27 protein-coding genes and 2 pseudogenes are annotated in these 26,631 nt (G+C 66.8%); 10 read left to right on the plus strand and 19 right to left on the minus strand.

Annotated features, from left to right (window positions below):
• Positions 1–20: 20 nt before the first annotated feature.
• Genes ACSJDS_RS03300 through ACSJDS_RS03320 form a run of 5 tightly spaced genes read left to right on the plus strand, consistent with a single transcriptional unit; the run spans position 21 to position 2,655 of the window.
• On the plus strand, positions 21–446 hold the full coding sequence (locus ACSJDS_RS03300; protein ID WP_473032091.1) for a hypothetical protein: 426 nt from the start codon (positions 21–23) through the stop codon (positions 444–446).
• A complete protein-coding gene (locus tag ACSJDS_RS03305) occupies positions 437–856 on the plus strand; it encodes a radical SAM protein (RefSeq protein WP_473032092.1) in 420 nt (139 codons plus the stop codon). Before ACSJDS_RS03300 ends, ACSJDS_RS03305 begins: the two co-directional genes overlap by 10 nt.
• Positions 853–1,434, plus strand: coding sequence for a hypothetical protein (locus ACSJDS_RS03310; protein WP_473032093.1), 582 nt, complete (start codon positions 853–855; stop codon positions 1,432–1,434). Before ACSJDS_RS03305 ends, ACSJDS_RS03310 begins: the two co-directional genes overlap by 4 nt.
• A gap of 10 nt (positions 1,435–1,444) precedes the next feature.
• A complete protein-coding gene (gene hutX / locus ACSJDS_RS03315; protein WP_473032094.1) occupies positions 1,445–1,987 on the plus strand; it encodes a heme utilization cystosolic carrier protein HutX in 543 nt (180 codons plus the stop codon).
• Positions 1,984–2,655 (plus strand): NAD(P)H-binding protein, encoded by a 672-nt coding sequence (locus tag ACSJDS_RS03320; RefSeq protein WP_473032095.1) that lies wholly within the window; start codon positions 1,984–1,986, stop codon positions 2,653–2,655. Before hutX ends, ACSJDS_RS03320 begins: the two co-directional genes overlap by 4 nt.
• A 99-nt stretch (positions 2,656–2,754) precedes the next feature.
• On the opposite strand, the gene ACSJDS_RS03325 is transcribed toward ACSJDS_RS03320, so the two are convergent.
• The 3 genes from ACSJDS_RS03325 to ACSJDS_RS03335 all read right to left on the minus strand — a co-directional run bounded on the left by ACSJDS_RS03325 (position 2,755) and on the right by ACSJDS_RS03335 (position 6,011).
• Complete coding sequence (locus ACSJDS_RS03325) at positions 2,755–4,170, minus strand: TonB-dependent receptor domain-containing protein (protein WP_473032096.1); 1,416 nt, start codon at positions 4,168–4,170, stop codon at positions 2,755–2,757.
• Complete coding sequence (locus ACSJDS_RS03330) at positions 4,070–4,945, minus strand: TonB-dependent receptor plug domain-containing protein (RefSeq protein WP_473032097.1); 876 nt, start codon at positions 4,943–4,945, stop codon at positions 4,070–4,072. Before ACSJDS_RS03330 ends, ACSJDS_RS03325 begins: the two co-directional genes overlap by 101 nt.
• A 142-nt stretch (positions 4,946–5,087) precedes the next feature.
• The gene (locus ACSJDS_RS03335) at positions 5,088–6,011 is read right to left on the minus strand and encodes a LysR family transcriptional regulator (RefSeq protein ID WP_473032098.1); all 924 of its coding nucleotides are present in this window, start codon (positions 6,009–6,011) and stop codon (positions 5,088–5,090) included.
• Positions 6,012–6,437: 426 nt separating this feature from the next.
• On the opposite strand from ACSJDS_RS03335, the gene ACSJDS_RS03340 reads away from it, so the two are divergent.
• On the plus strand, positions 6,438–7,751 hold the full coding sequence (locus ACSJDS_RS03340; protein WP_473032099.1) for a serine hydrolase: 1,314 nt from the start codon (positions 6,438–6,440) through the stop codon (positions 7,749–7,751).
• 71 nt (positions 7,752–7,822) lie between these two features.
• Here the strand turns inward: ACSJDS_RS03340 and ACSJDS_RS03345 are convergent, their stop codons facing one another.
• The 5 genes and pseudogenes from ACSJDS_RS03345 to ACSJDS_RS03365 form a co-directional block, all read right to left on the minus strand.
• The gene (locus ACSJDS_RS03345) at positions 7,823–9,262 is read right to left on the minus strand and encodes an ABC transporter ATP-binding protein (protein WP_473032100.1); all 1,440 of its coding nucleotides are present in this window, start codon (positions 9,260–9,262) and stop codon (positions 7,823–7,825) included.
• Positions 9,259–10,086, minus strand: coding sequence for an ABC transporter permease (locus tag ACSJDS_RS03350; protein ID WP_473032101.1), 828 nt, complete (start codon positions 10,084–10,086; stop codon positions 9,259–9,261). Before ACSJDS_RS03350 ends, ACSJDS_RS03345 begins: the two co-directional genes overlap by 4 nt.
• Positions 10,083–11,066, minus strand: a complete 984-nt coding sequence (locus ACSJDS_RS03355; protein WP_473032102.1) for an ABC transporter permease — start codon at positions 11,064–11,066, stop codon at positions 10,083–10,085. Before ACSJDS_RS03355 ends, ACSJDS_RS03350 begins: the two co-directional genes overlap by 4 nt.
• Positions 11,063–12,447 (minus strand): annotated as a pseudogene (locus ACSJDS_RS03360) (ABC transporter substrate-binding protein). The gene ACSJDS_RS03355 and the pseudogene ACSJDS_RS03360 overlap by 4 nt, the downstream one beginning before the upstream one ends.
• A gap of 196 nt (positions 12,448–12,643) precedes the next feature.
• Positions 12,644–13,288 carry a DUF1826 domain-containing protein gene (locus tag ACSJDS_RS03365; protein WP_473032103.1) on the minus strand — a complete coding sequence of 215 codons (645 nt, stop codon included), beginning with the start codon at positions 13,286–13,288 and terminating at the stop codon, positions 12,644–12,646.
• Between the two features lie 293 nt (positions 13,289–13,581).
• Between ACSJDS_RS03365 and ACSJDS_RS03370 the strand changes: the two genes are divergently transcribed.
• Positions 13,582–14,457 (plus strand): DMT family transporter, encoded by an 876-nt coding sequence (locus ACSJDS_RS03370; RefSeq protein WP_473032104.1) that lies wholly within the window; start codon positions 13,582–13,584, stop codon positions 14,455–14,457.
• Between the two features lie 11 nt (positions 14,458–14,468).
• Here the strand turns inward: ACSJDS_RS03370 and ACSJDS_RS03375 are convergent, their stop codons facing one another.
• From ACSJDS_RS03375 to ACSJDS_RS03390, 4 genes are all read right to left on the minus strand, one after another.
• A complete protein-coding gene (locus ACSJDS_RS03375) occupies positions 14,469–15,341 on the minus strand; it encodes a metal ABC transporter permease (RefSeq protein ID WP_473034965.1) in 873 nt (290 codons plus the stop codon).
• 43 nt (positions 15,342–15,384) lie between these two features.
• Positions 15,385–15,927 carry a metal ABC transporter ATP-binding protein gene (locus ACSJDS_RS03380; protein ID WP_473032105.1) on the minus strand — a complete coding sequence of 181 codons (543 nt, stop codon included), beginning with the start codon at positions 15,925–15,927 and terminating at the stop codon, positions 15,385–15,387.
• 85 nt (positions 15,928–16,012) lie between these two features.
• Positions 16,013–16,171, minus strand: a complete 159-nt coding sequence (locus ACSJDS_RS03385; RefSeq protein WP_473032106.1) for a hypothetical protein — start codon at positions 16,169–16,171, stop codon at positions 16,013–16,015.
• A complete protein-coding gene (locus tag ACSJDS_RS03390; RefSeq protein WP_473032107.1) occupies positions 16,164–17,090 on the minus strand; it encodes a metal ABC transporter solute-binding protein, Zn/Mn family in 927 nt (308 codons plus the stop codon). The genes ACSJDS_RS03385 and ACSJDS_RS03390 overlap by 8 nt, the downstream gene beginning before the upstream one ends.
• Before the next feature lie 218 nt (positions 17,091–17,308).
• Between ACSJDS_RS03390 and mntR the strand changes: the two genes are divergently transcribed.
• Complete coding sequence (gene mntR / locus ACSJDS_RS03395) at positions 17,309–17,791, plus strand: manganese-binding transcriptional regulator MntR (protein WP_473032108.1); 483 nt, start codon at positions 17,309–17,311, stop codon at positions 17,789–17,791.
• A gap of 39 nt (positions 17,792–17,830) precedes the next feature.
• On the opposite strand, the gene thiE is transcribed toward mntR, so the two are convergent.
• The 3 genes from thiE to ACSJDS_RS03410 all read right to left on the minus strand — a co-directional run bounded on the left by thiE (position 17,831) and on the right by ACSJDS_RS03410 (position 19,595).
• Positions 17,831–18,448, minus strand: a complete 618-nt coding sequence (thiE, locus tag ACSJDS_RS03400; RefSeq protein WP_473032109.1) for a thiamine phosphate synthase — start codon at positions 18,446–18,448, stop codon at positions 17,831–17,833.
• 109 nt (positions 18,449–18,557) lie between these two features.
• Complete coding sequence (locus tag ACSJDS_RS03405; protein WP_473032110.1) at positions 18,558–19,040, minus strand: C40 family peptidase; 483 nt, start codon at positions 19,038–19,040, stop codon at positions 18,558–18,560.
• Between the two features lie 210 nt (positions 19,041–19,250).
• Positions 19,251–19,595, minus strand: a complete 345-nt coding sequence (locus ACSJDS_RS03410) for a hypothetical protein (RefSeq protein WP_473032111.1) — start codon at positions 19,593–19,595, stop codon at positions 19,251–19,253.
• A 255-nt stretch (positions 19,596–19,850) separates the two neighbouring features.
• On the opposite strand from ACSJDS_RS03410, the gene gloA reads away from it, so the two are divergent.
• A complete protein-coding gene (gloA, locus tag ACSJDS_RS03415; protein ID WP_473032112.1) occupies positions 19,851–20,384 on the plus strand; it encodes a lactoylglutathione lyase in 534 nt (177 codons plus the stop codon).
• A 34-nt stretch (positions 20,385–20,418) separates the two neighbouring features.
• Here the strand turns inward: gloA and ACSJDS_RS03420 are convergent, their stop codons facing one another.
• The 4 genes and pseudogenes from ACSJDS_RS03420 to ACSJDS_RS03435 all read right to left on the minus strand — a co-directional run bounded on the left by ACSJDS_RS03420 (position 20,419) and on the right by ACSJDS_RS03435 (position 24,393).
• Positions 20,419–20,793 (minus strand): hypothetical protein, encoded by a 375-nt coding sequence (locus ACSJDS_RS03420; protein WP_473034966.1) that lies wholly within the window; start codon positions 20,791–20,793, stop codon positions 20,419–20,421.
• A gap of 147 nt (positions 20,794–20,940) precedes the next feature.
• Positions 20,941–21,407: pseudogene (locus ACSJDS_RS03425) on the minus strand (asparaginase domain-containing protein); the annotation flags it as partial.
• 26 nt (positions 21,408–21,433) lie between these two features.
• The gene (locus ACSJDS_RS03430; protein ID WP_473032113.1) at positions 21,434–22,852 is read right to left on the minus strand and encodes an aspartate ammonia-lyase; all 1,419 of its coding nucleotides are present in this window, start codon (positions 22,850–22,852) and stop codon (positions 21,434–21,436) included.
• Positions 22,853–22,917: 65 nt separating this feature from the next.
• The gene (locus ACSJDS_RS03435; RefSeq protein WP_473032114.1) at positions 22,918–24,393 is read right to left on the minus strand and encodes an alanine/glycine:cation symporter family protein; all 1,476 of its coding nucleotides are present in this window, start codon (positions 24,391–24,393) and stop codon (positions 22,918–22,920) included.
• An 805-nt stretch (positions 24,394–25,198) separates the two neighbouring features.
• Between ACSJDS_RS03435 and ltrA the strand changes: the two genes are divergently transcribed.
• A complete protein-coding gene (ltrA, locus tag ACSJDS_RS03440; RefSeq protein ID WP_473032115.1) occupies positions 25,199–26,530 on the plus strand; it encodes a group II intron reverse transcriptase/maturase in 1,332 nt (443 codons plus the stop codon).
• The last annotated feature ends 101 nt before the right edge of the window (positions 26,531–26,631 follow it).

Here is a 26,631-nt window from a genome sequence, read left to right on the forward strand (position 1 = left end):
GCGCTTGATCGCCTCGACTCGTGCGCCGCACCGAGTCCCCGGCACACCTGGAGGTGCCGCAGAAAGATGCCCGGCAGCCCAGGCTGAGCGTCGACCCGCTTACGGAAGCCTTCGCTTCGCGAGAGCCGCTGATGCCCTGGCGCGACAAGCGTCCGGTAGCCAGGGCCGAGGTGGCGGGGATCTGGCAACGTCTCGAGGAGGCCTCGCCGGCGCCGGGCAAGCGTCTGGCCTATGTGCATGTGCCCTTCTGCGCCAACCACTGCCTGTTCTGCGGCTTCTATCGTAACAAGTATCGTCCGGAAGATTCGGCACGTTTCGCCCGTGCAGTCATCGAGGAGGTACGCCGGGATGCCGAAACGCCACGCGTGGGGCAGGCCCCTATCCATGCGCTCTACCTGGGTGGGGCACCCCCACGGCGCTGGAAACGCCGGATCTCGTGGCGCTGATCGAGACGCTGAGAGAGGCGCTTCCACTGGCGCCGGACTGTGAGCTCACCCTCGAGGGGCGCATCCTGCACTTCGATGATGAGAAGGTCGATGCCTGCCTTGATGCGGGCATCAATCGGATCTCCATCGGCGTGCAGAGCTTCGATACGCAGGTGCGTCAACAGCAGGGCAGGCGTGCCAGTGGTTCACAGGCGGAGCGCTTCATTGCCGATTTGATCGCTCGTGATCGAGCCGCCGTGGTCATCGACCTGATGTACGGCCTGCCGGACCAGGATCAGACAACCTGGGCGCGAGATATCGAGACGGCGCTTGCCCTGGGCTCGGATGGACTGGATGCCTATTGTCTGGCCATGTTTCCCGGGACGCCGCTTTATCAGGCGGTGGCCAAGGGGAAGGTGAAGCCCCCGTGACGCTGGCCGAGCAGGGACGCATGTATGCCCAGGCCTGCGAGCGGCTGGGCGGAGCAGGGTGGCATCAGGTGAGCAATAGCCACTGGGCGCGAAATACCCGTGAACGCAATCTCTACAATCTCTTGATCAAGCGCGGTGCCGAGACCCTGGCATTTGGCTCGGGGGCCGGAGGAAGCCTTGGACGTTTCAGCTACAGCGTCGACCCCGACCTTCAGGCCTACCTCAAGGCAAACGGCGAGGGGCGCAAACCGCTCTCCGGCATGTTGGAAGCGGATGCGCTGCAGCCCCAGCGTGACTGGGTGGCCGGCAGCCTCGAGACGGCGCGTCTGGACATGGCCGAGCTACGGCGGCGCTGGCCGAGCCTGGAAGCCTTGGCCCCTCAGTTGGAGGGGCTGGTGCACCACTGGGAGTCGGCGGGGCTGGCGTATTGCCGCAACGAGGTGGTGAGGCTCACCACGGCGGGGCGATTCTGGAGTACCAACCTGATTGCCGGATTCAACCGGCAGCTCGCCGCCGGCGGCGCTGCGCCGACTGAGTCGGCGAGCGACCTCTGTATCGATGACATTCAACCGAAATGAGGAGAGATCCATGACCACAGCCCTGCAACCCGGCAAGACCGAGCGTATCGAGGCGCTGCGCCGACAGCTGGCGGAGAATCATGATGGCATCCTGGAAGGCATCGCCGTGCAGCATGAGCTGACGCTGCTGGATGTGGTGCGCTGCCTTCCCGATGAGTGCTGGGTTCGCGCAGACGGTGAGCATTTCGTCAGCGCCATGCAAGATATGGCCGACTGGGGAGATGTCATCACCATCGTGCATACCGAGGGGGTGATCCTCGAGTTTTCCGGCCCGCTGCCCGGTGGCGAGCTGGGCCGCGGATTCTACAACCTCAAGGGCGGTTTGGGCCTGAGCGGCCACCTCAAGCCCGACCGCTGCAGCGACATCATCTTTCTCAAGCGTCCTTTCATGGGCACGCGAACGGCCTCGGTGCAGTTTTTCAGCGCCGACGGTAACAGTATGTTCAAGGTCTATGTCGGCCGTGATGCCGCACGTCAGCTGCGCAGCGAACAGCTGGAGCGCTTCGACGCCTTGGCGCAGCGTCTGTCCCGGTCGGAACGCATCCCGGCATGAGTGCGGCGCTGATCTTTGGGGGAGCGCGCGGCACAGGCCTGGAGGTGGCACGAATCCTGCGCGAGCGTGGCCAGCGGGTGGTCGCCCTCGTGCGCCCCACCAGCGATCCGGCGGCCCTGGCGTCACTGGGCGTCGAATGCGTCACAGGCGACGCGCTGTGTGAGGAGGATGTGCGCACCGCCTTTGCCACCCTCGGCGAGGGCGGCGTGGTGATCTCCATGCTGGCTGGGCGTACCCCCGATGGAGACGTCACCGATGAAGCGGGGAGTCGTCGGGTCTTCGACGTGGCCATGGATTTCACCCCACAGCGGTGTGTGTTGGTGACGGCCATTGGCTGCGGTGAAATGGCGCCTTATCGCTCACCGCGTGCCGTCGAGGCCTTCGGGCATGTCGTGGATGCCAAGACCCGGGCCGAAGACCACCTGCGAGGCAGCGGGCTGCCGTTCACCATCCTGCGACCCGGCGGGCTCAAGAGCGAGCCCGCCACTGGAAAGGGCATCCTGAGCAGAGACCCTGCCATGCATGGCTTCATTCACCGGGTTGACCTGGCCATGCTGGTGGCCGACCTGCTGGACGACCCGGCGACCCTGAGCGGAGTCTATGCGGCTGTCGATCTCGACCAGGCCCGCTGCGACAACCCCATTGAGCCGGTGAAGCTCGCCACCTGACGCCCGCGAGCGTCTCCCCCATAGCCGTTATGAAAAAGCCCCGGCCGAGGCCGGGGCAAAGACGATCGTGCTAGCAAAAGCGTTTGGTCGGACTGATGCCTAGAACTCATAGGTGGCGGAGAGCCACAGGCTGCGGCCGTCCAGGGCGACGCCGTCCGTGGCGCGTCCGGTCTGGGTATAACGCTGAGCCTGGTAGGTGTCGCCCTGCCACTCATAGCTGTCCGACTTGCCGAAATCCTTATCGAGCAGGTTGTAAACGGTGCCGGTCAGGCGCAGCTGGTCGGTGAACCGATAGTGGGTGCGCAGATGGAACAGCTCGTAGCTATCCAGACGGTTGCCCACCTGCTCATACAGCGCCAGGCTCTGGCCGCTTGTCGGTACGCCGCCGCTGAATCGCTCGCGCGAAGAGTAGTACTCACCATCCAGCGCGGTGCTCCAGCGATCGCTGATATCCCAGGTCAGGCTGGCGGTCAGCTTGTGCTTGGGAGCGTTGGTGAGCAGCATCCCCTGGTCATCGCCGGAGGTGATCTCGGTATCGGTGAAGGTATAGCCGCCGCTCACTTCCCAGGCGGGGGTGATGCGATAGCGCGCCTCCAGCTCGACGCCCCGCGTGTCTGCCTTGTCGATGTTGATCTGCTGGGAGAAGCCGGTCTGCTGGGAGAAGTTGCCTACGCTGATGCAGCCGGGGACATTGCCGTCCGGATGCAGGCAGTTGGGAATTTCCGCGCCTGTGGCAATGCGGTCGGTGAAGCGATTGTAGAATGCTGTACCGCTGACCGAGAGCCCGTCCAGGCTGTCATAGATCGCGCCGAGCTCGTAGTTGGTGCTCTTTTCCGGCTCCAGGTCGGGAGAGCCGATGGACACGCTCTGGCCCTGATTGCCGAAGCCGGTGATACCGTCATGCAGCTGATTGAGCGTTGGCGTTTTGTAGCCCCGGCTAACCCCGCCCTTGAGGGTCCACTGGTCGGTGGTGTTCCACACCAGATAGCCGCGTGGGCTGAAGTGGCCGCCGAAGGCGTCGTGGTGCTCGTAGCGCCCGCCGAGGGTCAGCGCCAGGTCCTCACGGAGCCACCATTCATCCTCGGCGAACAGTGCCCAGCTCTGCTGCTCGAAGGTCTGGTCCCCGGCCGCGCCATCCTCGAGACGGGCATCGATGTACTGTCCGCCTACCGTCACCATATGGCGATCGACCGGCAGGGTGAACTTGGTATCGAAGACGATATCGCGGTTCTCCAGCAGGCGCGGCTCGCCGCCCTGAGCCTCGTAGCCATAGGCCGGGGCGCTGCCTGCCGGCAAGGTGCGGCCAAGGGTTTCGGTCGTATTGTGGGTGAGGCTGCTTTCCAGGGTCCCGGTGGCGAGTCGGCTGGTATGGCCGATGGCCAGCTGGTCGCGATTGAAGCGTAGCTCGTCCTGGTCAGCCCCAGAACTGCCCCGGCTCCGGCTCGCAGGTCGCCCGGCTGGTGCCGTCCAGGGTGCCGAGCCGGCAGTCGTCGTTGGAGTAAGTCTGGCGCGCACGCTCGGCATCCAGCCAGACCGAGTGGCTGTCGTCGGCTCGCAGCGTCAGTCGTCCACCGAGCGAGTAGATGCGGCCCTCTACGGGCCGCGGGTCGCGTCCGACGCTGTCGGGAATCAGGCGCTCGGAGGCGTCGCGGTCGAACAGCCGGCCACGCAGCTGCAGCCCCAGCAAGTCGTCGACCAGCGGGCCTGAGGTGTAGAGGTTGAGACCCTGGGTGTTCCCTGCGTCCCGGTCCTGCTGGAAGGTCGTGTCGAGGGTGAGGCTGCCCGTCCAGGTGTCGCTGACGGGGCGGGTGATGATGTTGATGACCCCGCCCATGGCGTCGGAACCGTACAGCGTGGACATGGGGCCGCGAATCACCTCGATGCGCTCGATGGCCGAGAGCGGCGGCATGAAGCTGGTGGAGGTTTCCCCGAAGCCGTTGGGGGTGACGCTGCCGGAGGTGTTCTGGCGGCGGCCATCGATCAGGATCAGCGTATAGTCGCTGGGCATGCCACGAATGCTGATGTTCTTCCCGCCGGTCTTGCCGGTGCCGGCCCGCACGTCGACGCCCGGCACGTCGGCGAGCGCCTCGCCAATATTGGAGAAGCGCTTGCGCTCCAGCTCCTCTCGGGTGACCACCGAGATGCTGGCCGGGGCGTCTTGCAGGGCCTGTTCGAAGCCGGCGGCGGTTACCACGATGCTATCGAGCTGGGCGCTGTCCTGGGCGTGGGCGGTGAGGCTGGTGGCGGCGGCGATGGCCGCCGCCAGGGCGGTCGGGCGTGAACGGAACATGAGTCACCTGTGTTGATGATATTGATTATCAATCGCTCAGGCGATTCTAGTGCGAGAAATTCTTATTTCCAGGGATGGCAGGTGCAACGTTGCGTTGCGCAACCGACAACAGCTTGCGGAGACGTTCGGCGTGGGGGCGCACTCACGCAGGGACCGACAGACGCTGGGGGGATTGCCACTCTTGCGGCAACGACCGGCGCAGGTGGTCGAGCAGGGCCGAGACCTTGCGCGGCTGATGTCCGTAGGCATGCAGCAGGGTCACCGGTGCCGGCGGGGCCTGCCACTCGGGCAGGCAGGCCTGCAGCGACCCCGGGTGGGCGGCTTCGCGCTTGGCGGCCATCCAGTGGGGTATTACGCCGAGCCCATGGCCTCGGGCGATGGCATCGCCGTGCAGCATGTGCTGATCGACGCGAAAGCGGGAATCGGGCGGCTGAAAGCGATAGTCGCCAAGCTCGGGGTGATGCAGCGTCAGGCCATTCTCGGTTTCGCCCAGCAGGTCGATCCAGGCATGGCGGGAGAGTGCTTCGGGATGGTCGGGATGGCCATGCCGGGCAAGATAGTCGGGGTGGCCATAGAGCCCGCGTCCCAGCCAGGCCAGGGTTTCCTGGCGCAGCGCCGAGGGCGGCACTTCGCCCAGCCAAAGGCAAATGGAGGGGCTATAGGCGCAGCTCGGCGGGGCGTGGCAGGTCTGCAGCGTCAGGTGAATTCCCGGGTGCGTCTCCATGAAGGTGGCCAGCTGCGAGGCCAGCCAGCTGCGAGCCAGCGCGTTGTGCGTTTCGACCACCAGCTCGCCGCTGATTTCCAGGCGCAGCTCGTTCAGGGCCTGCTGCCCCTGATCGGCGAGTTCAAGAATTCTGAGGCAGTAGCCGTGAAACGTCAGGCCTGCCTCGGTGGGCAGCAGCCGGTTGGATTGGCGGCGCAGCAGGGGCTGGCCCAGCTGATGCTCCAGCTGGGCGATGCGACGGCTCAGCGTCGACTTGGCGACGCCGAGATGCTGGGCGCTGCGCGTCAGGCTGCCGGTCCGCATGACCTGGACGAAGGAGGTCAGCTCGTCGAGATCGTACATGGTGAGAACGGCCGTGGTGACGGAGGGTCCCCGAGAGTGTGCCACTTCCGCTTATAAAAATAAACGATTCTCGTTAATATCAAGGCCGGCCATTACCATCGCCTCACCGGGGGAGGGCGTCGACGCCAGGACGGGGCCGCCTGAGCGGTGGAGGCGGGGCGGCGAGAAGGGTTGAATCGTTCAACGTTTCTGGTATGTGGGGTATTTTCCCAGCTTTTCGGGCTGTAAAGCCGGCGATTAATGGCCATACTGCAGCTAGCAAGCCTGTCGGATTTGACTGATCGTCGCGAGAAAGCCGGATTTCGAGACAAGTTTATCGATCTGATGAGGCGAATAACGCGCCATTTACCGAATCAGAGGCTGCTAGGCTTGCATGAGAAAAGCGGGCCGCAGGGGATACAACAAGGGAACCTAGAGGTGTCTGCCATGCACTCCTCCCACCGACATCGCCTCGGGGCGATTCTCTTTGTGCTGTTGGGCTGTCTGCTGCTCACGGTCAAGACGGCCCACGCCAACCCGCGCTACGCGGCGATCGTGATCGATGTGGAAAGCGGCGACGTGCTGCACTCGGCCAATGCCGATGCCACCCGCTACCCGGCGTCGCTGACTAAGATGATGACGCTCTATATGCTCTTCGAGGCCCTGGAAGATGGCAGCCTGCGGCTCGACCAGCCGCTGCCGGTCTCGTCCCGGGCCGCGGCCATGCCCGCCTCCAAACTGTGGCTCCAGGCCGGCAGCAGCATCAGCGTCGAGGATGCCATCCGCGCCCTGGTGGTGCGCTCCGCCAACGACGTGGCGGTGGTGGTCGCCGAGGCCCTGGGAGGGAGCGAGCGGCACTTCGCCGACATGATGACCCGCCGGGCTCGTGAGCTGGGCATGGGGGCTACCGTTTTTCGTAACGCCTCCGGGCTGCCCGACGGTCAGCAGGTCACCACGGCCCGCGACATGGCGACCCTGTCGATCCGCGTGATGCAGGACTTTCCCCAGCACTACCACTATTTCTCGACCCAGAGCTTCACCTACCGAGGTACCACTCATACCAGCCATAATCGGCTGGTGCGCAACTACCCCGGTGCCGATGGCCTGAAGACCGGTTTTATTCGCGCCTCCGGGTTTAACGTGGCGACCTCGGCGGTGCGCGACAATCGGCGCATCCTCTCGGTGGTGATGGGAGGCTTCACCGCCGCCTCGCGCGACGCCCATATGGCCGACCTGCTCGATCGTGGCTACGTGCGGCTCAACATGCTGCAGCGGGGCGACTGGATCGCCCAGGCGGACGTCTTCGGCGACCGCATGGAGCTGCCGCAACAGCCGTCGCCGCCGACGCCGGCCGTCCAGGTGGCCAGCGCCGAGCCGGCGTCATCGGTGTCGCTGAGCGCCGCCCTGCAGACTCGTCTCGCCGAGCCGAGCTCGGACGGCCGCTCCGATGCCGAGATGGGCTCCGCGGACGACCCGATACGCGACCTGATCGCCCGGGCCGATGCCTCGCCGCCGACGGGCGCCTGGGCCGTCCAGGTGGGCGCCTTCAGCAATGCCGACCAGGCCCGCAGCCTGGCGGCGCGCGCCGCCGAGCGGCTGGCCAGTCAGATGAACGGGGGGCGTGTCGCGGTGGCGCGTTCGGAAGGCGAGCAGAGCGTCTATCGTGCCCGCCTGGTGGAGCTGCAGGAGAGCGAAGCCTATAGCGCCTGCGATAGCCTGCGCGCCCAAGGCATGGACTGTATGGTGGTGGCCCACTACTGAGCCGGCCCCCGCCCCCGCCTGCACTGACGCCCTCACGCGGGGCGTCAGTCGTTGATGGGCGAGGAGGGTGGTCAGGCCGGAGCGGGCTCGAGCGCCTGCGGGGTAGTCTCGGCGGTATCCAGCAGGATGCGGCTGTCGCAGACATTCTCGATCAGCGCCGGGTCATGGCTCACCAGCATCACGCCGCAGTGTCGCTCGCGCGCAAGCTCCACCAGTAGCATGAGGGTCTGGCGCTGAGTGATGGGGTCCAGCCGCGATGTCGGCTCGTCGGCGAACAGGAAGCACGGCTTGAGCAGCAGCACGCGCAGGATGGCGAAGCGCTGCAGCTCGCCGCCCGAGATCTCGCCCGGGCGGCGGTCCAGCAGGCGCTCGTCGAGGCCCAGGCGCGCCATCAGCGGTGCAATGGCGCAGCGTTCGAGGCGATGACGCTGGACCAGATCGTCGAGCAGTCGGGAAAGGCGCCAGTGGGGCGAGAAGGCCGCCGGCGGGTCTTGATACAGCTTCTGGAAGCCGAACCGATGCCCCGTCGTACGCTCAACATGACCGGCATCGAGAGCCGTCACGCCCAGCAGCAGGTCCCCCAGGGTGCTCTTGCCACAGCCCGATGGCCCAACCACCCCGATGATCTCGCCGGGATGCACGCTCACCTCGAGATCGTGGAAAAGCTGGCGGCCGCCGCGAGCCTTGGTCAGGCCATGGCCGGTTACCACCGGCGCGGCCTTCGCGTTGCGGGCGAGCGGTGCCGGGGCCGGCCAGCGTGACGGCTCGGCGCTCAGCAGGCGTCGGCCATAGTCGGTTTCCGGCTGAGCAAGCACTTGCCGAGCCGGGCCGTGCTCGACCACCCTCCCCTGTCGCAGGATGATCACCTCGCCGCCCAGGCGGCGGGCCACGTCGATGTCGTGGGTGATGGTGAGCAGGGCGCCGCCGGCATTTGGAGTTCTGGCCAGCAGTTCGACCACCGCATCGCGCCGTGGGGCATCGAGCCCCTTGGTGGGCTCATCGGCGATCACGATCGGGGCGCCACCGGCACTGGCGGCGGCAAACGCCACTCGCTGCGCCATGCCGCCGGAAAGCTCGCCGGGCAACTTGCTTGCGGCGTTCTCCAGATCGAGCTCGGCAAGATCGCGCTGGGCGGCCTGGCGCGCCTGCGGGCGGCTCAGGCCGGCGACGTAGCGATGGCTCTCAGCGATCTGGGCGGACGCGCGCATGGTCGGATCGAGGGCATGCCAGGGTTCCTGAGGCAGCAGCGCCAGGCGGCGGCCCCACAGGGCGCGACGGGATCGGCCATCGGCGGCATCGAACGTCTCCCCATCGATGACGAGCCGCCCTTGGGCGGCCAGGCCCCGGGGCAGCGTGCCCATGATGGCCTGGGCGATCAGGCTCTTGCCCGAGCCGGTCTCGCCGAGCAGGGTCAGGCGGCCGCCCGCCTCTAGCGTGCAGGAGAAGGGGGCGATCGTGACGCCCTCGCCCTGGATCGTGATGCCGTCGGCTTGAAGTAAGTACGCACTCATCGGGGATCCCTCCCGGCCAGCAGGTTGAGGCTCAACACCAGCACGAACAGCACCAGGATCGGCTGGGCCATGGCCCAGGGCGCCTCGTGGTAGTAGGGCAGCAGCTCGATCATCATCAGCCCCAGTTCGGCGGTCGGCGGACGCAGGCCGACACTGACGAAGCCGAGTGCCGCCATGGCGAGGATCGCGCTGGCGGCACCGAAGGCGGCAAGCGTCAGTACCTGAGGGGCGAGTTCGGGCCACAGATGTCGACGGAACAGGTAGCAGGGGCTGAAGCCGAGCAGCCGGCTCGCCTCGAGTTGGGGGGTGGCGACCAGTATCCGGGTGCGGGCCCTGACCACGCGGAAGTATTCGATCCACAGCACCAGCGAAATGCCGACGTAGAGCGCCCAGAAGTTGCCCGGGGCGATGGCGACCAGCAGTAGCACCAGCAGCAGGCCCGGCAGGGCCAGACAGGCGTCGGCCAGGCTGCCCAGCCCGCGGTCGAGCCAGCCGCCGCGCCAGCCGGCGATCACGCCGAGAATCACTCCCGGCACGGCGGCGCTGACCACGCTGAGCAGCGCCATGCCCAGCGACAGGCGCACGGCGGCGGCCAGCCGGGCCAGCAGGCTGCGCCCTAGATGGTCGGTGCCGAGCGGCTCGGCAAGCGTCGGCAGCTGCAGGATGCGGGTGAGCTGCTGGCGCGCGGGGTCGGCGTCGAAGAGCCAGGGCACCAGCCAGGCGAAAGCGAGCAGCAGCGCCAGCAGCGTCGCGCCGAGTCGCTGGCGGCCGTTCAGGGCCGGCCAGGCCCAGCGGTGGGAGAGAGTCAGAACAGAGCCGTTCATAGGCTGCGCCTCCTGGGGTCGAGCCAGTGACAGAGCAGATCTACCACGGTATTGAGCGCGACGAACATCAGCCCCATGACCAGCGCGGTGCCTTGGATCATCGGCACGTCGCGGGCAACGATGGCGTGCACCAGGGCATGGCCGATGCCGGGCCAGGCGAACAGGGTCTCGACCACTACCACGCCCTCGATCAGGTAGACGAACTGCACGCCGAGATAGGCGATCACCGGTACCGCGGCGTTGCGCAGGCCATGGCGCAGGAAGCTGAGGCGCCCGCCCAGTCCCTTGGTGTGCGAGAAGGCGTAGTAGGCCGACTGGGAAACGTCGGCCATGGCGTTGCGTGCCACGCGGCTAGAGATGGCGGCCAGGGCCAGCGCCAGGGTCAACGCCGGCAGCACGCCGTGGGCGAAGCGGCCATGGCCGGCCGCGGGCAGCCAGCCGAGCGTGACCGAAAACATCAGGATCAGCAGCAGGCCCACGGCGAAGGGCGGCAGGGCACGCAGCACGCTGGCCGCCACTTCGCTGACGCGGTCCAGCCAGCCGCTGGGCTTGAGCCCGGCGATCAGTCCCAGCGGCGGGCCCAGCAGCAGCGAGAGCAGCACGGCCATTGCCGCCAGGCCCAGGGAGTGGCCGAGCTGGTGCCAGAGTTCATACACCACGGGCTGGCCGCTGACCAGCGAACGGCCCAGATCGAGCTGCACCAGGTCCCACAGCCAGCCGAAGTAGGCGGTCAGCGCCGGCTGGTCCAGCGCCAGCTCGGCGCGCACCGCCTCGGCGGCGCGGGTATTGACCATGTCGTGACCGTAGCGTCCGGCGGCGATGCGGTAGGCCATGTCGCCGGGCAAGGAGCGGGTCAGCACGAAGGTCAGTGTGCCCACCATCCAGGCCACCAGGCCGGCCTGAAACAGCCGCTGCAGCAGCAGGCCGCGAAGGCCTGCCGTCCAGGTTGGAGTCGTCCGTGATTCCAGTGCCGGGGTCATTCGCTCCACCTCAGCTCATCGATGCGGTAGCTGCGCTCCAGCGGGTCGATGGAGAAGCCCTCCAGCTCGGCGTTGACCGCTGCCGTCTGCTGATACCAAGCCACGGGTACGACCGGCATGGCCTCGTTCAGGCGTCGCGCGACCTGTCCCGCCAGCTTGGTGCGAGCCTCGGGATCGGCCTCCTGGCGCAGGGTGTCGAGCCAGGCCGCCACGTCGTCGTCGCGCCAGCCCATGGCGCCCCAGTCGCCGCCCATGGCCTCGGGGTCGGTGCCGAAGTCGTCGAGCAGGGTGCCCAGCGGATCGGGCACCAGGCCGTAGTTGCGTGCCATCAGGCCCAGCTCCAGGCTGCCGTCCTGGTGGCCGGAGGGAATTCCGCTGGCATTGCCCACCGCGACCTCCAGCGCCACGCCGATCTCACGCCACTGATCCTGCAGGGCGGTAGCCACCAGCGGCAGCTCGGGTCGGTCGGAGAAGGTGCGCAGGGTCAAGCGGAAAGGCTCGCCGTCGCGCTCTAGCATGCCGCTGCCGTTGGCTTCCCAGCCCAGCTCGGCGAGCAGCTCCCGGGCGCGCTCCAGGTCCTGGGCCTCGCCGGCGTCGAGGCCCAGGTGCCAGGGCCCGAGGCTGGACGGAAACAGCTCGGCGGCGGCGGCCTCGGGATTACGCAGCAGGCCGGCGGCAATGCCTTCACGATCAATGGCCTTGCTCATCGCCTGGCGGGCGCGCTCGTCTTCGAGCAACGGGTGAGAGGCATTGACCTTGAGTACGATGGTGCGCGGCAGCGGTTCGGCGTACAGCGCGAGACGGTCATGGCGCGCCAGCCGCGCGCGGCTCGCCGGGTCAAGGGTAAACACCACGTCGGCATCGCCGCTCTCGGCCATCAGCGCCCGGGTTTCGCCGCGGCCCACCGCCAGGTAGCTGGCGCTGTCGATGGCGGGAACCTTGCCCAGTAGTCGTCGAAGCGCTCCACGTCGAGCCGCTGCGGAGGTGCCACGTTTTCCGCCCGGTAGGGGCCGGTACCGATCGCCTGGGTGACCCGCCCCTCGTCATCGAAGGCGCCCGGGGCGAGGATCAGGGTGGTGGAGTGGGCCAGCAGCGCCGGCAGCGGCGCGAAGGGGCTCTCGAGCTCGATCACCACCTCGTTGCCGTCGGCCTCGATGCCGGTGACGGGGGCCGAGTCGAGGATGCCCGGCTTGGCCAGGGCGTGCTGCAGGCTGGTGGCCGCCGCTTCTGCCGTCAGCGGGCTGCCGTCGTGAAAGGTGACGTCTTCACGCAGGGCGAAGCGCCAGGTCAGGACATCGTCGCTGGCCTGCCAGGAGACGGCCAGGCCCGGTGCGGGCTGGCCGTCGGCGTCGGTATCGACCAGGGTCTCGGCGACGCGCATGCGGGCGAAGACATAGCCCGAGGTCGCCGGGTCGGCGCCGGTGATCTCCCAGGGGCAACCACGGCGAGCGGGCGGTCGGCTGCCGCGGATAGGGGAAGCAAGGCCAGCCCGAGTAGGAGTGGGCGAATGGGAAGCTGCATGATGGAGGTCATCCTCGGTGTATTGAGTGGGCAAGGGTGAGAGGAGGCTGGGCGTGTCAGCCGGGATCCAGCGCCAGTAACAGGCGGCGCTCGCCGGGTGCCGGCTGGGGGCTGCGGTGGACCAGGCCGCGCGCTTCGTTGCCGACCCAGCCACAGCCCTTGAGCAGGGCAAGATCGCCCGCGTGGAGGCGCTGGATGGCCTGGGGGTCGGCGACGATTTCCGGCTTCTCCGGGTGGGGAGCGCCGAGTCCGGCGCGGTTGACGGTGTGTTCCGGCAGCCATTCGCTGGCCGGGCCGGCGTAGGTGGTCACCAGCCGCACCGGCAGGTTGTCGACGTGGAAGCGCGGGCACATGGCGCCCTCCAGGGTGCGCAGGCGCACGCCGATGGTCTCGGTGTCGAATAGGTAGGCCATGGCCGTGGCGATGTTGGCGATATCCTCGATCAGGGCGTTACCCGCCTCGGGCGCGGGGAGCGCCTTTGCCAGGTCCTCCTTCATGGCCTGGCTCGGTGCGCCGCGCCAGTGCCACTCCAAACCACCCCGGCCGGCAAGCTGGCTGCGCACGGCCAGACTCAGCGCCGGGTCGAGCCGGCGCTCCATCACGGCCAGGGTGATCGCTTCCTCGAAGATGCGTGGCAGTACCTCGATATCCTGATCGAAGGCCCAGTGTTCGTGGTGCTGTGAAGTTGAGTGGAACAGCATGCTGCCTCCCTATGAGATGTTATAACCTATCTTGCTGTCGAAGAGACTTGACTGACTGGCGTGTTGCGAACGAGATAGGCCGCCCGGAGGAAGGGGCGTGAATGGAACTGATTCGTTATAACATAACAATGATGTTGGAGGCGCGCTAGGACGACCCCTGCGCATCCCCGCACGACACAGTGAGGCGCGGCACTTGCTGACACCCGTTCAAGCCGTTAGGTTGTTAATCAACAAGCCCCGCTGGCCGTCTCCGGTCGGCGGGGTGGTTTTTTGGCAGCCGTGGAGAGGGGGCCATGTCACCATCCTTGAAGGGTATTCTGTTCATGTGTGCCGGTGTGCTGTGCCTGGCCATTGGTGACGCCATCGCCAAGTGGCTGGGCGAGGTTCACTCCCCGCTGCAGATCATCTTCTTTCGCACCCTGGTGTCGCTGCCGCTGATTGCGCTGCTGGCCTACTACGGCGGCGGCCTGCGCAAGCTGCGCACTCGGCGCCCCGGGGTGCACCTGGTGCGAGGGCTGATCTATACCGGCACCATGGTCTGCTTCGTGCTGGGCCTGACCCTGCTGCCGCTGGCCGAGGCCACCGCCATCGCCTTCGTCGCGCCGCTGTTCGTCACCTTGCTGTCGGTGCCGCTGCTCGGCGAGAAGATCGACCGGCCGGTGCTGGCGGCTTCGCTGCTCGGCTTCGTGGGGGTGCTGATCGTGGTGCGTCCCGGCGGCGACGCCTTCCAGCTCGGCTCGCTGGTGCTGATCGGCGCGGCGTTGTTCTATGCGCTGATGATGATCACCGCGCGGCGCTACGGCGGCCGCGAGCACCTCTGGGCCATGGTCTTCTACATGACGCTGGTGCCGCTGGTGATCACCGCGGTAGCGCTGCCCTGGGTGTGGCAGACCCCCTACCCCTGGCACTGGGTGGGCTTCCTGGCGGCGGGTGTCTTCGGCGTGGGCGCCACGGGCTGCATCACCATGGCGTTTCGTTTCGCACCGGCCGCCATCGCCGCCCCCTTCGACTACACCGCCATGCTCTGGGCGGTGCTGCTGGGCTGGTGGTTCTGGGGGGAGATGCCCGATCTCTGGGTCTTTGTCGGCAGCGTGCTGATCATCGGCAGCGGCCTGGCCATCGCCTATCACGATCGCCGGACGACACTCAAACGCCGCCCGACGTCCTGATCCACGTCGGGTCAGGCGCGATTGAGCCGCCAGCGCCGCCACTGGCGTGCCACCAGGCCATGCCGGGGGCCTGCCAGCAGGGCGACCAGGAAGAGGGCGGAGGCCACCAGCACGATGGCGCCCCCCGAGGCGACATCCAGCTGCACCGAGAGCACCAGCCCCGCCACGGCGGAGATCACGCCGACGCCGACGGAGATCGCCAGCATGGCGGGGAAGCGGTCGGTGAGCAGGTGCGCCGTGGCGCCGGGAGTGATCAGCATCGCCACCACCAGGATGATGCCCACGGTCTCCAGGCTCGCCACGATGGTCAGGGTCAGCAGTAGGATCAGCCCATAGTGGATGAGGCTGGTGTTGAACCCCAGCGCCTGAGCCTGCTGGGGGTCGAAGGTGTAGAGCAGCAGCGGGCGATAGGCCAGCCAGATGACCAGCGCGGCCACCAGGCTTGCCGCCAGGGTCAGCAGCAGTGCGGTGGTCTGCACCCCCAGCACGTTGCCGAACAGAATGTGCATCAGGTGGGTGCTGGTGGCGATCTTGCTGATGATCACGATGCCCAGTGCGAAGGCGGCGGTGAACATCAGGCCCATGGCGGCATCCGCCTTGATGCGGGTATGGCGCTCCAGGGCGCCGATGCCCAGCGACGTCAGGGCGCCGGTGACGAAGGCGCCGATGAAGAACGGCCAGCCCAGCAGGTAGGCGATGGCTACGCCGGGCAGCACCGCATGGGAGATGGCGTCACCCAGCAGCGACCAGCGCTTGAGCACCACGTAGGAGGAGAGCAGTCCGCAGATCGCGCCCACCAGCACCGAGGTGAGCAGGGCGCGCTGCATGAAGCGGTACTCGAAGGGGGCCGCCAGGGAGTCGGGCAGCAGGTTGACCGCCACCATCAGCAGGCTGATCAGGGCGTCGATGACGCCGGTGGCCAGTGTCTCAAGCGGCAACGCTCACCCCTCCCCGTTCGGTCTCGGGTGTCCCCACCGCCAGGCGGGCCAGCATGGCGTCGTTGAGCATGTCGTCGGGCGAGCCCATGCCCACCAGGGTGCGATTGATCAGAAGCACGTTGTCGGCATGGCTGCGGGCGCTGGGCATGTCATGGGTCACCATGATGACGGTGCGCCCGTTGCTGCGCTCGCGCTCCAGCGTCGCGAGAATCAGCGCCTCGCTGGGGGAGTCGACCCCGGCCAGCGGCTCGTCGAGGAGCAGGATCTTGGCCTGCTGGGCCAGGGCGCGGGCCAGCAGCACGCGCTTCTTCTGGCCGCCGGAGAGCTCGCCGATGGGGCGGGCGGCATGCTCGGCCATGTCGACGGCTTCCAGGGCGGCCTCGACGGCCTGCCGGTGGCAGGGGTTGGCCCAGTAGCGCGGCAGCAGGCGCTGCCAAAGCGGATCCCGGCGCATCAGCCCGTAGCGGCCCGTCAGCACCGTCTCGCTCACCGAGATGGGGAAGTCCCACTCCATCGCCTCCTGCTGGGCCATGTAGGCGATGTTGCCGGCCCGGCGCTGGGCGGCGGGGGCTGGCCGAGGATCGTCAGGCTACCGCGCAGCGGCGTGAGGCTGCCGATCACCAGATTGAGCAGGCTCGATTTGCCGGCCCCGTTGGGCCGACGATCGCCGTCCACTGCCCTTGGGGCAGCGTCAGGGTGATGTCCTCCAGCACGGGCTGCTGGTGGTAGGCCGCAGAGAGGCGGCTGGCCTGAAGCGCCGGTACGGCGTCAGTCATCGGCATCTCCCAGAGTGTCTCGCAACAGCTGAATGTTGTGGCGCAGCATGGCGGCGTAGTCGGGCGCGTCGCCATCGGGCTCGCTGAGGGAGTCGACGTACAGCGGGCCGGCGATCTCCACCTGGGTCTCGGCGGCCACGCTGCGCACATGGCGATCGGAGATCGTGCTCTCCCAGAAGATGGCGGCCGGCTGCTTCGCCTCGATCAGGTCGACGATGCGCATGATCTGGCGCGGTGACCCCTCTTCCTCGGCGTTGGTGCCCCAGATGCCGTCGTGCTCGAAACCGAAGGCATCGGCGAAATAGACAAAGGCCGCCTCGCTGGTGATCAGCAGGCGCCGCTCTTCGGGAAGGGGCGCGAGGGCCTCGGTCAGCTCGTCATACAGCGCATGAAGCGACGCCTCCAGCGCCTCGGCGCGCGCCTGGAAGGCCTCGGCGCTCTCCGGCCTGGCCTCGGCCAGGGTCTTTGCGATCACTTGTCCGTACGCCGCCGCGGCGCGTGGATCCATCCACATATGCGGATCGACGTCGCCGGCATACTCGCCGGTCACGATGGGCTGGGTGGGGTAGCCGGTCCGTTCGGCGACCGCCACCACCGGGACGCCATCGCCCACCGTGGCATTGACCTGGCCCATCCACTGCTCGAGATCGAAGCCGTTGTAGAAGACGATGTCGGCTTCCTCGATGGCGATGAAGTTGCTCGGGATCAGCTCCCATTCGTGCACTTCCGCCCCCACCGGGGTCAGCAGGCTGACCTCGGCGTCGTCGCCCGCCACCTCGCGCACCAGGTCGCCCAGCACCGAGAACGAGGCGGCCACCCTGAGCGGGGCCTGCTCGGCCTGAGCCGTGGTCGACATCGCCAGGGTCGACAGCGCGAAGGGCAGGGCGCTGAGCAGCATCAAGCCTTTGGCGGTCGGCATCGGGGCATTCTCCTCTGGTGTCTGGCAGCCTGTCGGACTTAACGCTGATCTGCTGCGAAATCCGACAGGCTGCTGGGCGTTGGCTGTCAGTGATGTCGCATCGGTGAGCTTGTTGAGAATATAGCCAATATTTTAGCCAAGGTTAACTTGTAGGGTAGTAGGAAATTTCTATCGATGCTTGGTTGCTGCCCTATCAGGAGTTTGGCTATATTGGCGCGATGACCGACTCCTCGAACGACGTGACGCCGGATCGCCTTTCCAAGGCGGATGCCCTGCCGCCCAGCGACCAGCATGCCCAGCAGTACGCTGCCGTGCGCAACGCTCACGAAACCGAGCTTCTCGAAGACTATGTAGAGCTGATCGCCGATCTGCTCGAACATCAGGGCGAGGCGCGCTCGACTGACATCGCCGCCCGGATGGGCGTCAGTCAGGCCACGGTGTCGAAGACCGTCTCGCGGCTGAAATCACAGGGACTGGTCTCCAGCAAGCCCTACCGCTCGCTGTTCCTGACCGAGAAGGGAGAGGCGATGGCGACCATGTCGCATCAGCGGCATGCCATCGTGCTGCAGTTCCTGCGGGCGTTGGGGGTCAGCGATCGCACGGCGCGCATCGATGCCGAGGGCATGGAGCACCACGTCAGCCAGGAAACCCTGGACATCATGCAGCGCTTCACTCGTGAGCAGGAGCGCCGAGGCTCCTGACCCTCGCCCCTCGCCCCTCGCCCCTCGCCCCTCGATTCGCTATCGCTCGACGAAGAACGCCCGTGCGGCGGCTTCCGGGTCCGCCTGTCCGCAGATCGCCGAGATCACCGCCGGCCCCTGGGCGCCGGCGGCGCGCACCTGGGCGGCATGTTCGGCCTGCAGGCCGCCGATGGCCACCGCTGGCAGGGGGCTCTTCGCCACCAGGGCGGCCAGGCCCTCGAAGCCCAGCGGTACGGCGTGATCCTGCTTGGTGGCGGTGGCGAATACCGGACCCAGCCCCAGGTAGTCCAGCGGCGCGGGATCAAGGGCGGTGAGCTGGTCATGGGTTTGCACCGAGAGGCCGAGCAGGGCCTGGGGGCCTAGGGTCGCGCGGGCACGCGCCACGTCGCCGTCGTCCTGGCCGATATGCAGGCCATCGGCGCCGCTTTCCAGGGCCACCTCGAGCCGGTCGTTGATGATCAGTGGCACGCCGCTGCCCGCCAGGGCGGCCTTGAGGCGTCGCGCCTGGTCGATCAGCTCGGCGTCCGAGGCGTGCTTGTCGCGCAGCTGCACCAGCGTCACGCCGCCGCGCACCGCCGCCACCACGGTTTCCACCAGCCCAAGGCGGGCGCACAGCCGGGGGTCGGTCACCAGGTAGAGGGAAAGGTCGAGTCGCATGGGGCCTCCGCCGGTAGGATTCGGTTCGTTCAGGAGCGCTCCGCCGGCGAAGCGGCGTTCCTGTCGCAGGGCGACGATGATACGCCGCGGGCGGCGGGCGAGAAAAGGCTCAGGGGATCGGGCGTGCCGCGCCAAGGTAGCGCTGCTGCCAGTAGGCCACGTCCAGCGGCACGCTGACCACTTCGCGGCCGCGCCCCGGGGCGTGGATCATCTGGCCGTTGCCGCGGTAGATGCCTACGTGGGAGGCCTTGCGGCGATCGCCGAAGAACAGCAGGTCGCCGGGCTGCGGCTGCTCCACGGCGGGCAGCTGGCGGTACTGCTCGTCGGCGGTGCGCGGGACCTGAATGCCGGCCGCGCGGTAGGCCATTTCCACCAGCCCTGAGCAATCCAGGCCCTCCGGGGTGTTGCCGCCGAAGCGGTAGGGAGTACCCAGGGCGCGCTTGGCGGTCGACAGCGCCAGGGCGCGTTCGATGGAGAGGCCCTCCTCCGAGACCGGGGCACGATCGGCGAGATCGCGCCCGGCGCAGCCGGCCAGCAGGCCGAGCAGTGCCAGGCAGGCAACAAGACGCCAGATAGCAGATCGGTGGGGCATGCCGGGGGCTCCTGGGCGGTGGGCATGCTCCTACATTAGCCGCTGCTCCGGGAATGGGGAAGCCTCAAGGAAGCGCTGAACAAATTGCCGAGCGAGATGAAGCGCAAGGCGCCCGGAGCACAGGAACCGGAGCATATGCGGTATATGTGAGGATTCCGCGCACCGCGCAACGCAGCGATTCGCTCGCGCAGGCATTTGTGCAGTGTTTCCCTATCGGAAGGCGATGCGGGTGCCATAGGTCAGCATCTCGTCGGGGGTCATGGCATGGCCCGGCACGCCGATCATCTCGTCGCCGCACTGGTCGGCCCAGGTCAGCACCCCGTGGGTCAGGCCGGTCTCCCCCAGCAGGTCGCGGATCTCGCCGGTGCCCATGAAGGTCAGGGTATGCCCCTCGGCATCGGAAAGCGTGGCGACCCCGTTGGCGTGGTGCAGGCGCACGGTGTAGATGCCGTCCTGGGACTCGACCTCGACGATGGGGGTGAAGCCGTTGGCCACGGCCCGGGTGAGCTGCTTGTGGGTGATATGGTCACCGATGGAGTGGTCGATGTCGGACATGGGGCGTTCTCGTCTTAGCGGGGGGGGGTGTATAACCAGCGTAGAAGTCTGGAGGCGCTTTTTCCATGTCGTGGGCGGATTTTCGCCATTGTCATCGGGATTGGGCGATGCCCGCCGGTATGGCTTCACATGGCGACGTGGCTGTATAGTAATTGTACTGTTATTTTTGACCCGGGTCCGCTTCGCCTCGGGCTGGTATTGTCAGGCAGGCATCGCCATCATCGATGTATCCCCTCACGACGCAAGGAGACCGCTATGAGCTTCAAGGGTGAGCAGTATCCCGGCGTTCAGACGCCCACCGCGGACAGCGCCGGCTTCCGGCTCAATCACACCATGCTGCGGGTCAAGGATCCGGAAAAGGCGCTGGCCTTCTACAGTCGGGTGTTTGGCATGCGGGTGCTGCGTCGGCTCGACTTCGAAGAGCTGCAGTTTTCGCTCTACTTCCTGGCCCGGCTGGAGGAGGGCGATGCGGTGCCCGATGAGACGGGGGAGCGCACCGTCTGGACCTTCCAGCAGCGGGGCCTGCTGGAGCTGACCCACAACTGGGGCACCGAGACCCAGGACGACTTCGCCTATCACGACGGTAACGCCGAGCCCCAGGGCTTCGGGCATATCTGCTTCTCGGTGCCGGACCTGGATGCCGCCGAAGCCTGGTTCGATGCCAACGACGTGACGTTCGTCAAGCGCGCCGATCAGGGCAAGCTGAAGGACGTGGTGTTCGTCAAGGACGCCGACGGCTACTGGATCGAGGTGATCCAGGCCGACCGGCTGGCCGCCCTGGGCGACTGACTCGGGCGTCGCCGAGCATGCCTACGCCGCCCTCCTAGCCGCCAGGCAGCATGGCAGGCGTCATTTCGCCGCGACACGGCCGTGACATGGCCTGGCGCAGGGCTTCGCCCTCCAGGCCCCGCCCTAGCAGTACCTGCAGCTTGGTCACCGCGGCTTCCGGGGTCATGTCTTGGCCGGAGACGACGCCGGCGGCATTGAGGGCGGCGCCGGTGGCATAGGCGCCCTGGTGGACCCGCCCCTGGTGACACTGGGTCACATTGACCACGACCAGCCCTCGATCCGTGGCCCGCCGCAGGTCGGCCAGGAGGCGTCCCGCCAGGCTCGGCGGATTGCCGACGCCATAGGTCGCCAGCACCAGGCCCTGGAGGCAGGGCTCCTTGAGCAGCGCCTCCACCAGGCGGGATGACATGCCGGGATGACAGTGCAGCAGGCCAACGCGATCAGCCTCGAGGGCCGCCGCCGAGAAGTCCGGTACACCCTTGGCCAGGGGCGGCGTCCGGCCGAGACGCAGCTCGATGCCCGCCTCGCCGAGCCAGGGGGCGTTGGGCGAGTCGAAGGCATCCAGGCCTTGAGTCCGGCACTTGCGCGCACGGTTGCCGCGCAGCAGGCGGTCGTGAAAGGCGAGGCACACCTCGCGGGGGCAGCCGGGTGTGTGGCCGCCTGCATGGCCAGGATGATGTTGTTGAGGGCATCGCTGCGCGGTTCGCCGAGTGGGATCTGGGACCCGGTCAAGATCACCGGTTTGTCGAGTGCACCGAGCAGGAAGGAGAGCGCCGAGGCGGTGTAGGCCATGGTATCGGTGCCATGCAGGATGACGAACCCGTCGTAGCGCTCCCAGGCCGCGCCAAGGGCGGCCACCAGCCGATTCCACGCTGCTGGATCAAGGTCGGCGCTGTCGATCAATGGCTGCAGGCTGTGCAGGTTGTAGTCCGGCAGCTCCCCAGCCGGATAGGCCGCCAGGGCCGCGCCCAGGCGTTCGTCGAAGTCGGCCGAGGGCACGTAGCCCGCCGGTGATGCCTGCATGCCCAGGGTACCGCCGGTATACAGTATCAACAGTCGTGGCACGGGGGCTCCTCCGGCATCGGGGCCAGCATGGCGTTGGGCTGCAACAGCGCATCGAGGCGCTGGGGGTCCAGCAGCCCTTCGGCGATCACCAGTTCGCGGACCGTGGCGCCGCTGTGCAGGGCCTGGCGGGCGATACGCGTGGCGTTGACGTAGCCGATGTGGGGGACCAGCGAGGTCACCACGCCGATGCTGCGCTCGACGTGCTGGGCGCAGGTCTCGCGGTTGGCTTCGATGCCGACGATGCAGCGGGTGCGCAGCATATGGCAGGCCTCGCCCAGCATGCGCATGGCATTGAGCAGGTTGTAGATGATCATCGGTTCCATGGCATTGAGCTGCAGCTGCCCCGCCTCGGCGGCCATGGTCACGGCGAGATCGCTGGCGATCACCTGGTAGACGGTCTGGTTGACCGCCTCGGGAATCACCGGGTTGATCTTGCCTGGCATGATCGAGGAGCCGGGCTGCACCGGGGGCAGGGTGATTTCCCCCAGTCCGGTACGCGGCCCGCTGGAAAGCAGGCGTAGATCGTTGCACAGCTTGCCGAGCTTGATGGCGAAGCGCTTGAGCATCCCCGACAGGAACACGAAGGCGCCCATGTCCGAGGTGGCCTCGATAAGGTGTGACGCCGGTACCAGCGGGCGCGCCGACAGCTGTGCCAGGTGCTCGACGGCCAGCGCCTGGTAGCCTGCCGGGGCGTTGAGGCCGGTGCCGATGGCGGTGCCGCCGAGGTTGATCTCGCACAGCAGCCGCTGGGCCTCGCGCAGGCGGTCGATGTCCTCGCCGAGGTTGACCGCGAAGGCCTCGAACTCCTGCCCCAGGGTCATGGGCACGGCGTCCTGCAGTTGGGTGCGCCCCATCTTGACCACGTCGGCGAAGGCCACGCTCTTGTCTTGCAGGGCATCGCGCAGCTCGCTGATGGCGGAGACCAGCGGCTCCGCGGCGAACTGCAGGCTTAGGCAGGCGGCGGTGGGGTAGGCGTCGTTGGTCGACTGGGAGCGGTTGACGTCGTCGTTGGGATGCAGGTGCTGGTAGGCCCCCTTGGGATGGCCCAGCTTGGCCAGTGCCAGGTTGGCGATGACCTCGTTGGCGTTCATGTTGGTGGAGGTGCCCGCTCCGCCCTGGATCAGGTCGACCACGAACTGGTCGTGCAGTGCGCCGTCGATGATCTCCTGGCAGGCGGCCTGGATCGCCGCGGCCTTGTGGGGCTCGAGGGTGCCCACTGCCTGGTTGGCGTTGGCGGCGGCCGACTTGACCATGGCCAGTGCCTGCACCAGCTCGGGGAAGTGGCTGATCGGAATCCCTGTGATGCGAAAGTTCTCCAGCGCGCGCTGGGTCTGGATGCCGTACCAGGCATCCGCCGGCAGGGCGCGCTCGCCCAGCAGGTCGTGTTCGATACGTGTGGTCATGGGGTCAGCGCTCTTGGGTCGGACGGCCCTGCCAGCCCCGCCAGGGGGCTGGCAGGCGACGTGAATCATTCGATGGCGGGGCTGCTCGGCGCCTTGCTGGCGTGGGCCTGCAGGCGTTCCCGATCCTCGGGCTCGAGGTCCCAGGCCTGCGGGTAGAGGTTGAGATCCGGGTGTTGGCTGGCGTCGAAGACTGGCTGACTGACGCCCTGGCGGCGCTGGTCATCGTAGTCCTTGAGGATGCGCAGCCCTTTCTTGAACAACAGGATCAACGCCACCAGGTTGGTGACCGCCAGCAGGCCCATGGTGACATCGGCGAAGCCGAACGCGGTGCCCAGGTTGGTAGTGGCGCCCCAGCACACCAGCAGCACGATCGCCACGCGGAAGGCGTTGAACAGGTTCTGGTTGTCGCGGCTGAAGAAGTTGAGGCTGTTCTCGCCCAGGTAGTAGTTGTAAAGGATGGTGCTGAAGGCGAATAGCAGCAGTGCCACGCTGACGAAGGAGCGGCCCCACTCCCCGACATGGTCGGCCAGGGCCGACTGGGTCAGCGCAATACCCTCGACATTGCCGCTGGCGCCGGGGTCATAGGCACCGCTGAGCAGGATCAGGAAAGCGGTGGAAGAGCAGATGATCAGGGTATCGATAAAGACCGAGAAGGCCTGCACGATGCCCTGGTTGGCGGGATGCGGCACATAGGCCACGGCGGCAACGTTGGGCGCGCTACCCAGGCCTGCCTCATTGGAGAACAGACCGCGCTGGAGGCCTATCATGATGGCCGCCCCGATGCCGCCGCCGATGGCAGGCTCCAGGCCGAAGGCGCTGTTGACGATCAGCATCACCACCTCGGGGATGCGTTCGAGGTTCAAGCCGACCACGATCAGTGCGATCAGCAGATAGCCGACGGCCATGAAGGGCACCAGCACCTCGGAGATGCGCGCGATCCGTTTGATCCCACCGAAGATGATCAGGCCGACCAGCATCGCCAGGGCGATGCCGCTGTAGAGCACCGGCACGCCGAAGGCGTCGTTGAACGAGGTGGACACGGCGTAGGACTGCAGCGCAGTGAAGGCAAAGCCGAAGGTCAGCAGCAGTAGCACCGAATAGAAACCGGCCAACCAGCGCCAGTTGCGGCCGAGGCCCTTGACGATGTAGTAGGCCGGCCCGCCGCGATAGGTACCGTCACCCTGGGGCTGCTTGTAGGTCTGCGCCAGGGTGCGTTCGAGGAAGCTCGTGGCCATGCCCATCAGGCCGACCAACCACATCCAGAAGATGGCTCCCGGGCCGCCCAGGGTGATCGCCACGGCAACGCCAGCGATATTGCCGCCGCCCACGCGGCCAGCGACGGACAGCACCAGCGCCTGGAAACTGCTGAGGTGGCCGTGCTTGTCATGGCGGAAGGCCTGGCGAGATCCCAGGATCTGGAACATGCGGCCGAAGTAGCGAAACTGGACGAAGCGTGAGGCAACGGTGAAGCCGATGCCCACGCCGACCAGCAGGATGAGAAGGATTTTGCCCCAGAGGAGCTCGTTGAGCAGGTCAAACATGAGGGGTCTCCGCTGTTGTCTTGTTGATAGCGCTCCCCGATTAAACCAGTTGATTTGATGGAAGAAATTGGGCGAAACGATGCACTGCGTCGCATTCCCGGCGCCACCGAGTGCAGCGGACCGCACCACCCGCCTGATGCATTGGGTGCTATCGCCAAAAAAGGTTCTTCGCATTTTAGCGTGAACATGTTTGGCAGGCTCTATGGTGGGAGGCCGGCTCTGCCGGGCGAAGGCGCCGCAGGCGCCCCCTGGGTAGCGCTGCGCGCTACTTCGCGAGCTGAAGCTCCCTCCCAGTGCGCCCGAGAAGGCGTGCACACAGTGCGGTGAGAGTCCGCATCGGGGTAAGCCATGGCCCCGTAGCCAAAGGTAACTGCGTCGTCGCGAGGCGGGGTGGGGAGCAACCGGAGGCGAACTGGCGGTCCGTAGGATGACGAACTCGATTCGGCCGGGTCAGGTGGCGAGCTCGCTGGGAGATAGCGAAGCCTGAAACTCACCCGTCGCGCTGGCATGGCGGACAAAGCGACGACGGGACCTGCCAGGTGGTTGGAGGCGGAACGTCAGGAAGGGTGTACGAGATAATCGGGGAGACCTGGCGGCCGAGGTGACGGCGGCCAGGAGTCAGAGCCTTCATAGTACCGGCGTGCGGATCACGCCCTGGCCACGGCTCATCCCGGCGAAAGCCGGGATCGAGAGATGCTGGAGCGCGGACTCTGCCTACCGCCAAGGCGCCGCACAGGAGGCGCAGAGAACAGAACCTGCGCCGAGGGAAGGGAGGCAGGAAGATGGATGCGAGAGACGACCAGAGATGAGCGAACGCGACAGCACAGCATCGACAGTGCCCCACGATGGGGCTAAACAAGATGCGTCATCATCCGCCACGATGGCGAGGGTTGACCGCTCGATCTGGACGGACCGCATGTTGGCGGCGCTGGATAACGGCGTCAAAGGACGTAAGTGGTTCAGTCTGATCGACAAGGTATACCGCTCGTCGACCCTGGTGGATGCCTGGCTACAGGTCTACCGCAATCAGGGAGCGGCGGAGGTCGACCGGCAAAGCGTGTCACGCTTCGCATCGCAGGCCGAGCGCTATCTTGAGGAGCTCCAGGCCGACCTGGCAGCGGGGCGTTACCGCCCGCAAGCGGTGCGACGCGTCGAGATCCCCAAGGGCAACGGCAAGATGCGCCCGCTGGGCATTCCGACCGTCAAGGACCGTATTGTCCAGGCGGCGGTCAAGCGGGTGATCGAACCGATCTTCGAGCATGAGTTCCTGCCGATGAGCTACGGCTTCCGGCCGGGAAGAGGCTGCAAGGATGCCTTGCGAGACGTTGATGACGCGCTCAAGGCGGGCATGACCTGGGTGGTGGATGCGGATCTGCAAGGCTATTTCGATAGCATCCCGCACGACCGTCTGATGGCCCGCGTCGAAGGACGGATCAGCGACGGCCGACTGCTGGCCTTGCTACGAAGCTGGTTGAGCCAGGATATTGTCAGCGACATGAGCCGATGGACACCCACGTCAGGGACGCCACAAGGAGCGATCATCAGCCCCTTGTTGGCGAACGTCTACCTGCATCCGCTGGACCAGGAAGTGACACAGCACGGCTACCGTATGGTGCGGTACGCCGATGACTTCGTCATTCTCTGCCACAGCGAGCAGGAGGCCCGGCAAGCCCTGGCCCACGTACAGGAATGGGTGGCGGCGAATGGCCTGACCCTGCACCCCGACAAGACCCATGTCGGCGATTGCCGGCAACAGGGACAGGGCTTCGACTTCCTGGGCTACCGCTTCGAGGCGGGCAGGCGCTGGGTCCGCAAGAAGAGCCTTAAGGCGTTCAAGGACAAGGTGAGAAGCAAGACGCGGCGTACGGAAGGCAAGAGCCTACGGCACGTCATTGCCTCGCTGAACCCCATGCTGAGAGGTTGGTTCGGCTACTTCCAGCATGCCTATCGGACGACGTTCCGTCCTCTGGACGGCTTCATTCGTCGACGTCTTCGGGCCATGCTGCGCAAGCAGGAGAAGCGTCCGGGGCATGGCAACACCCGGTCGGACATACGGCGCTGGTCTAATACGTTCTTCGCGACTGCGGGGCTCTTCACCCTAGCCGGAGCCTGGCGGTACGCGAGCCAATCCCGATGAGGAAAACCATCGACTGGAGAGCCGTGTGCGGGAGAACCGCACGCACGGTTCGGAGGGCGGGAGGGCACAGCCCTTCCCGACCCCTATCAAGGCCCATTCAC

This window comes from Halomonas sp. SL18_1 (assembly GCF_055755715.1).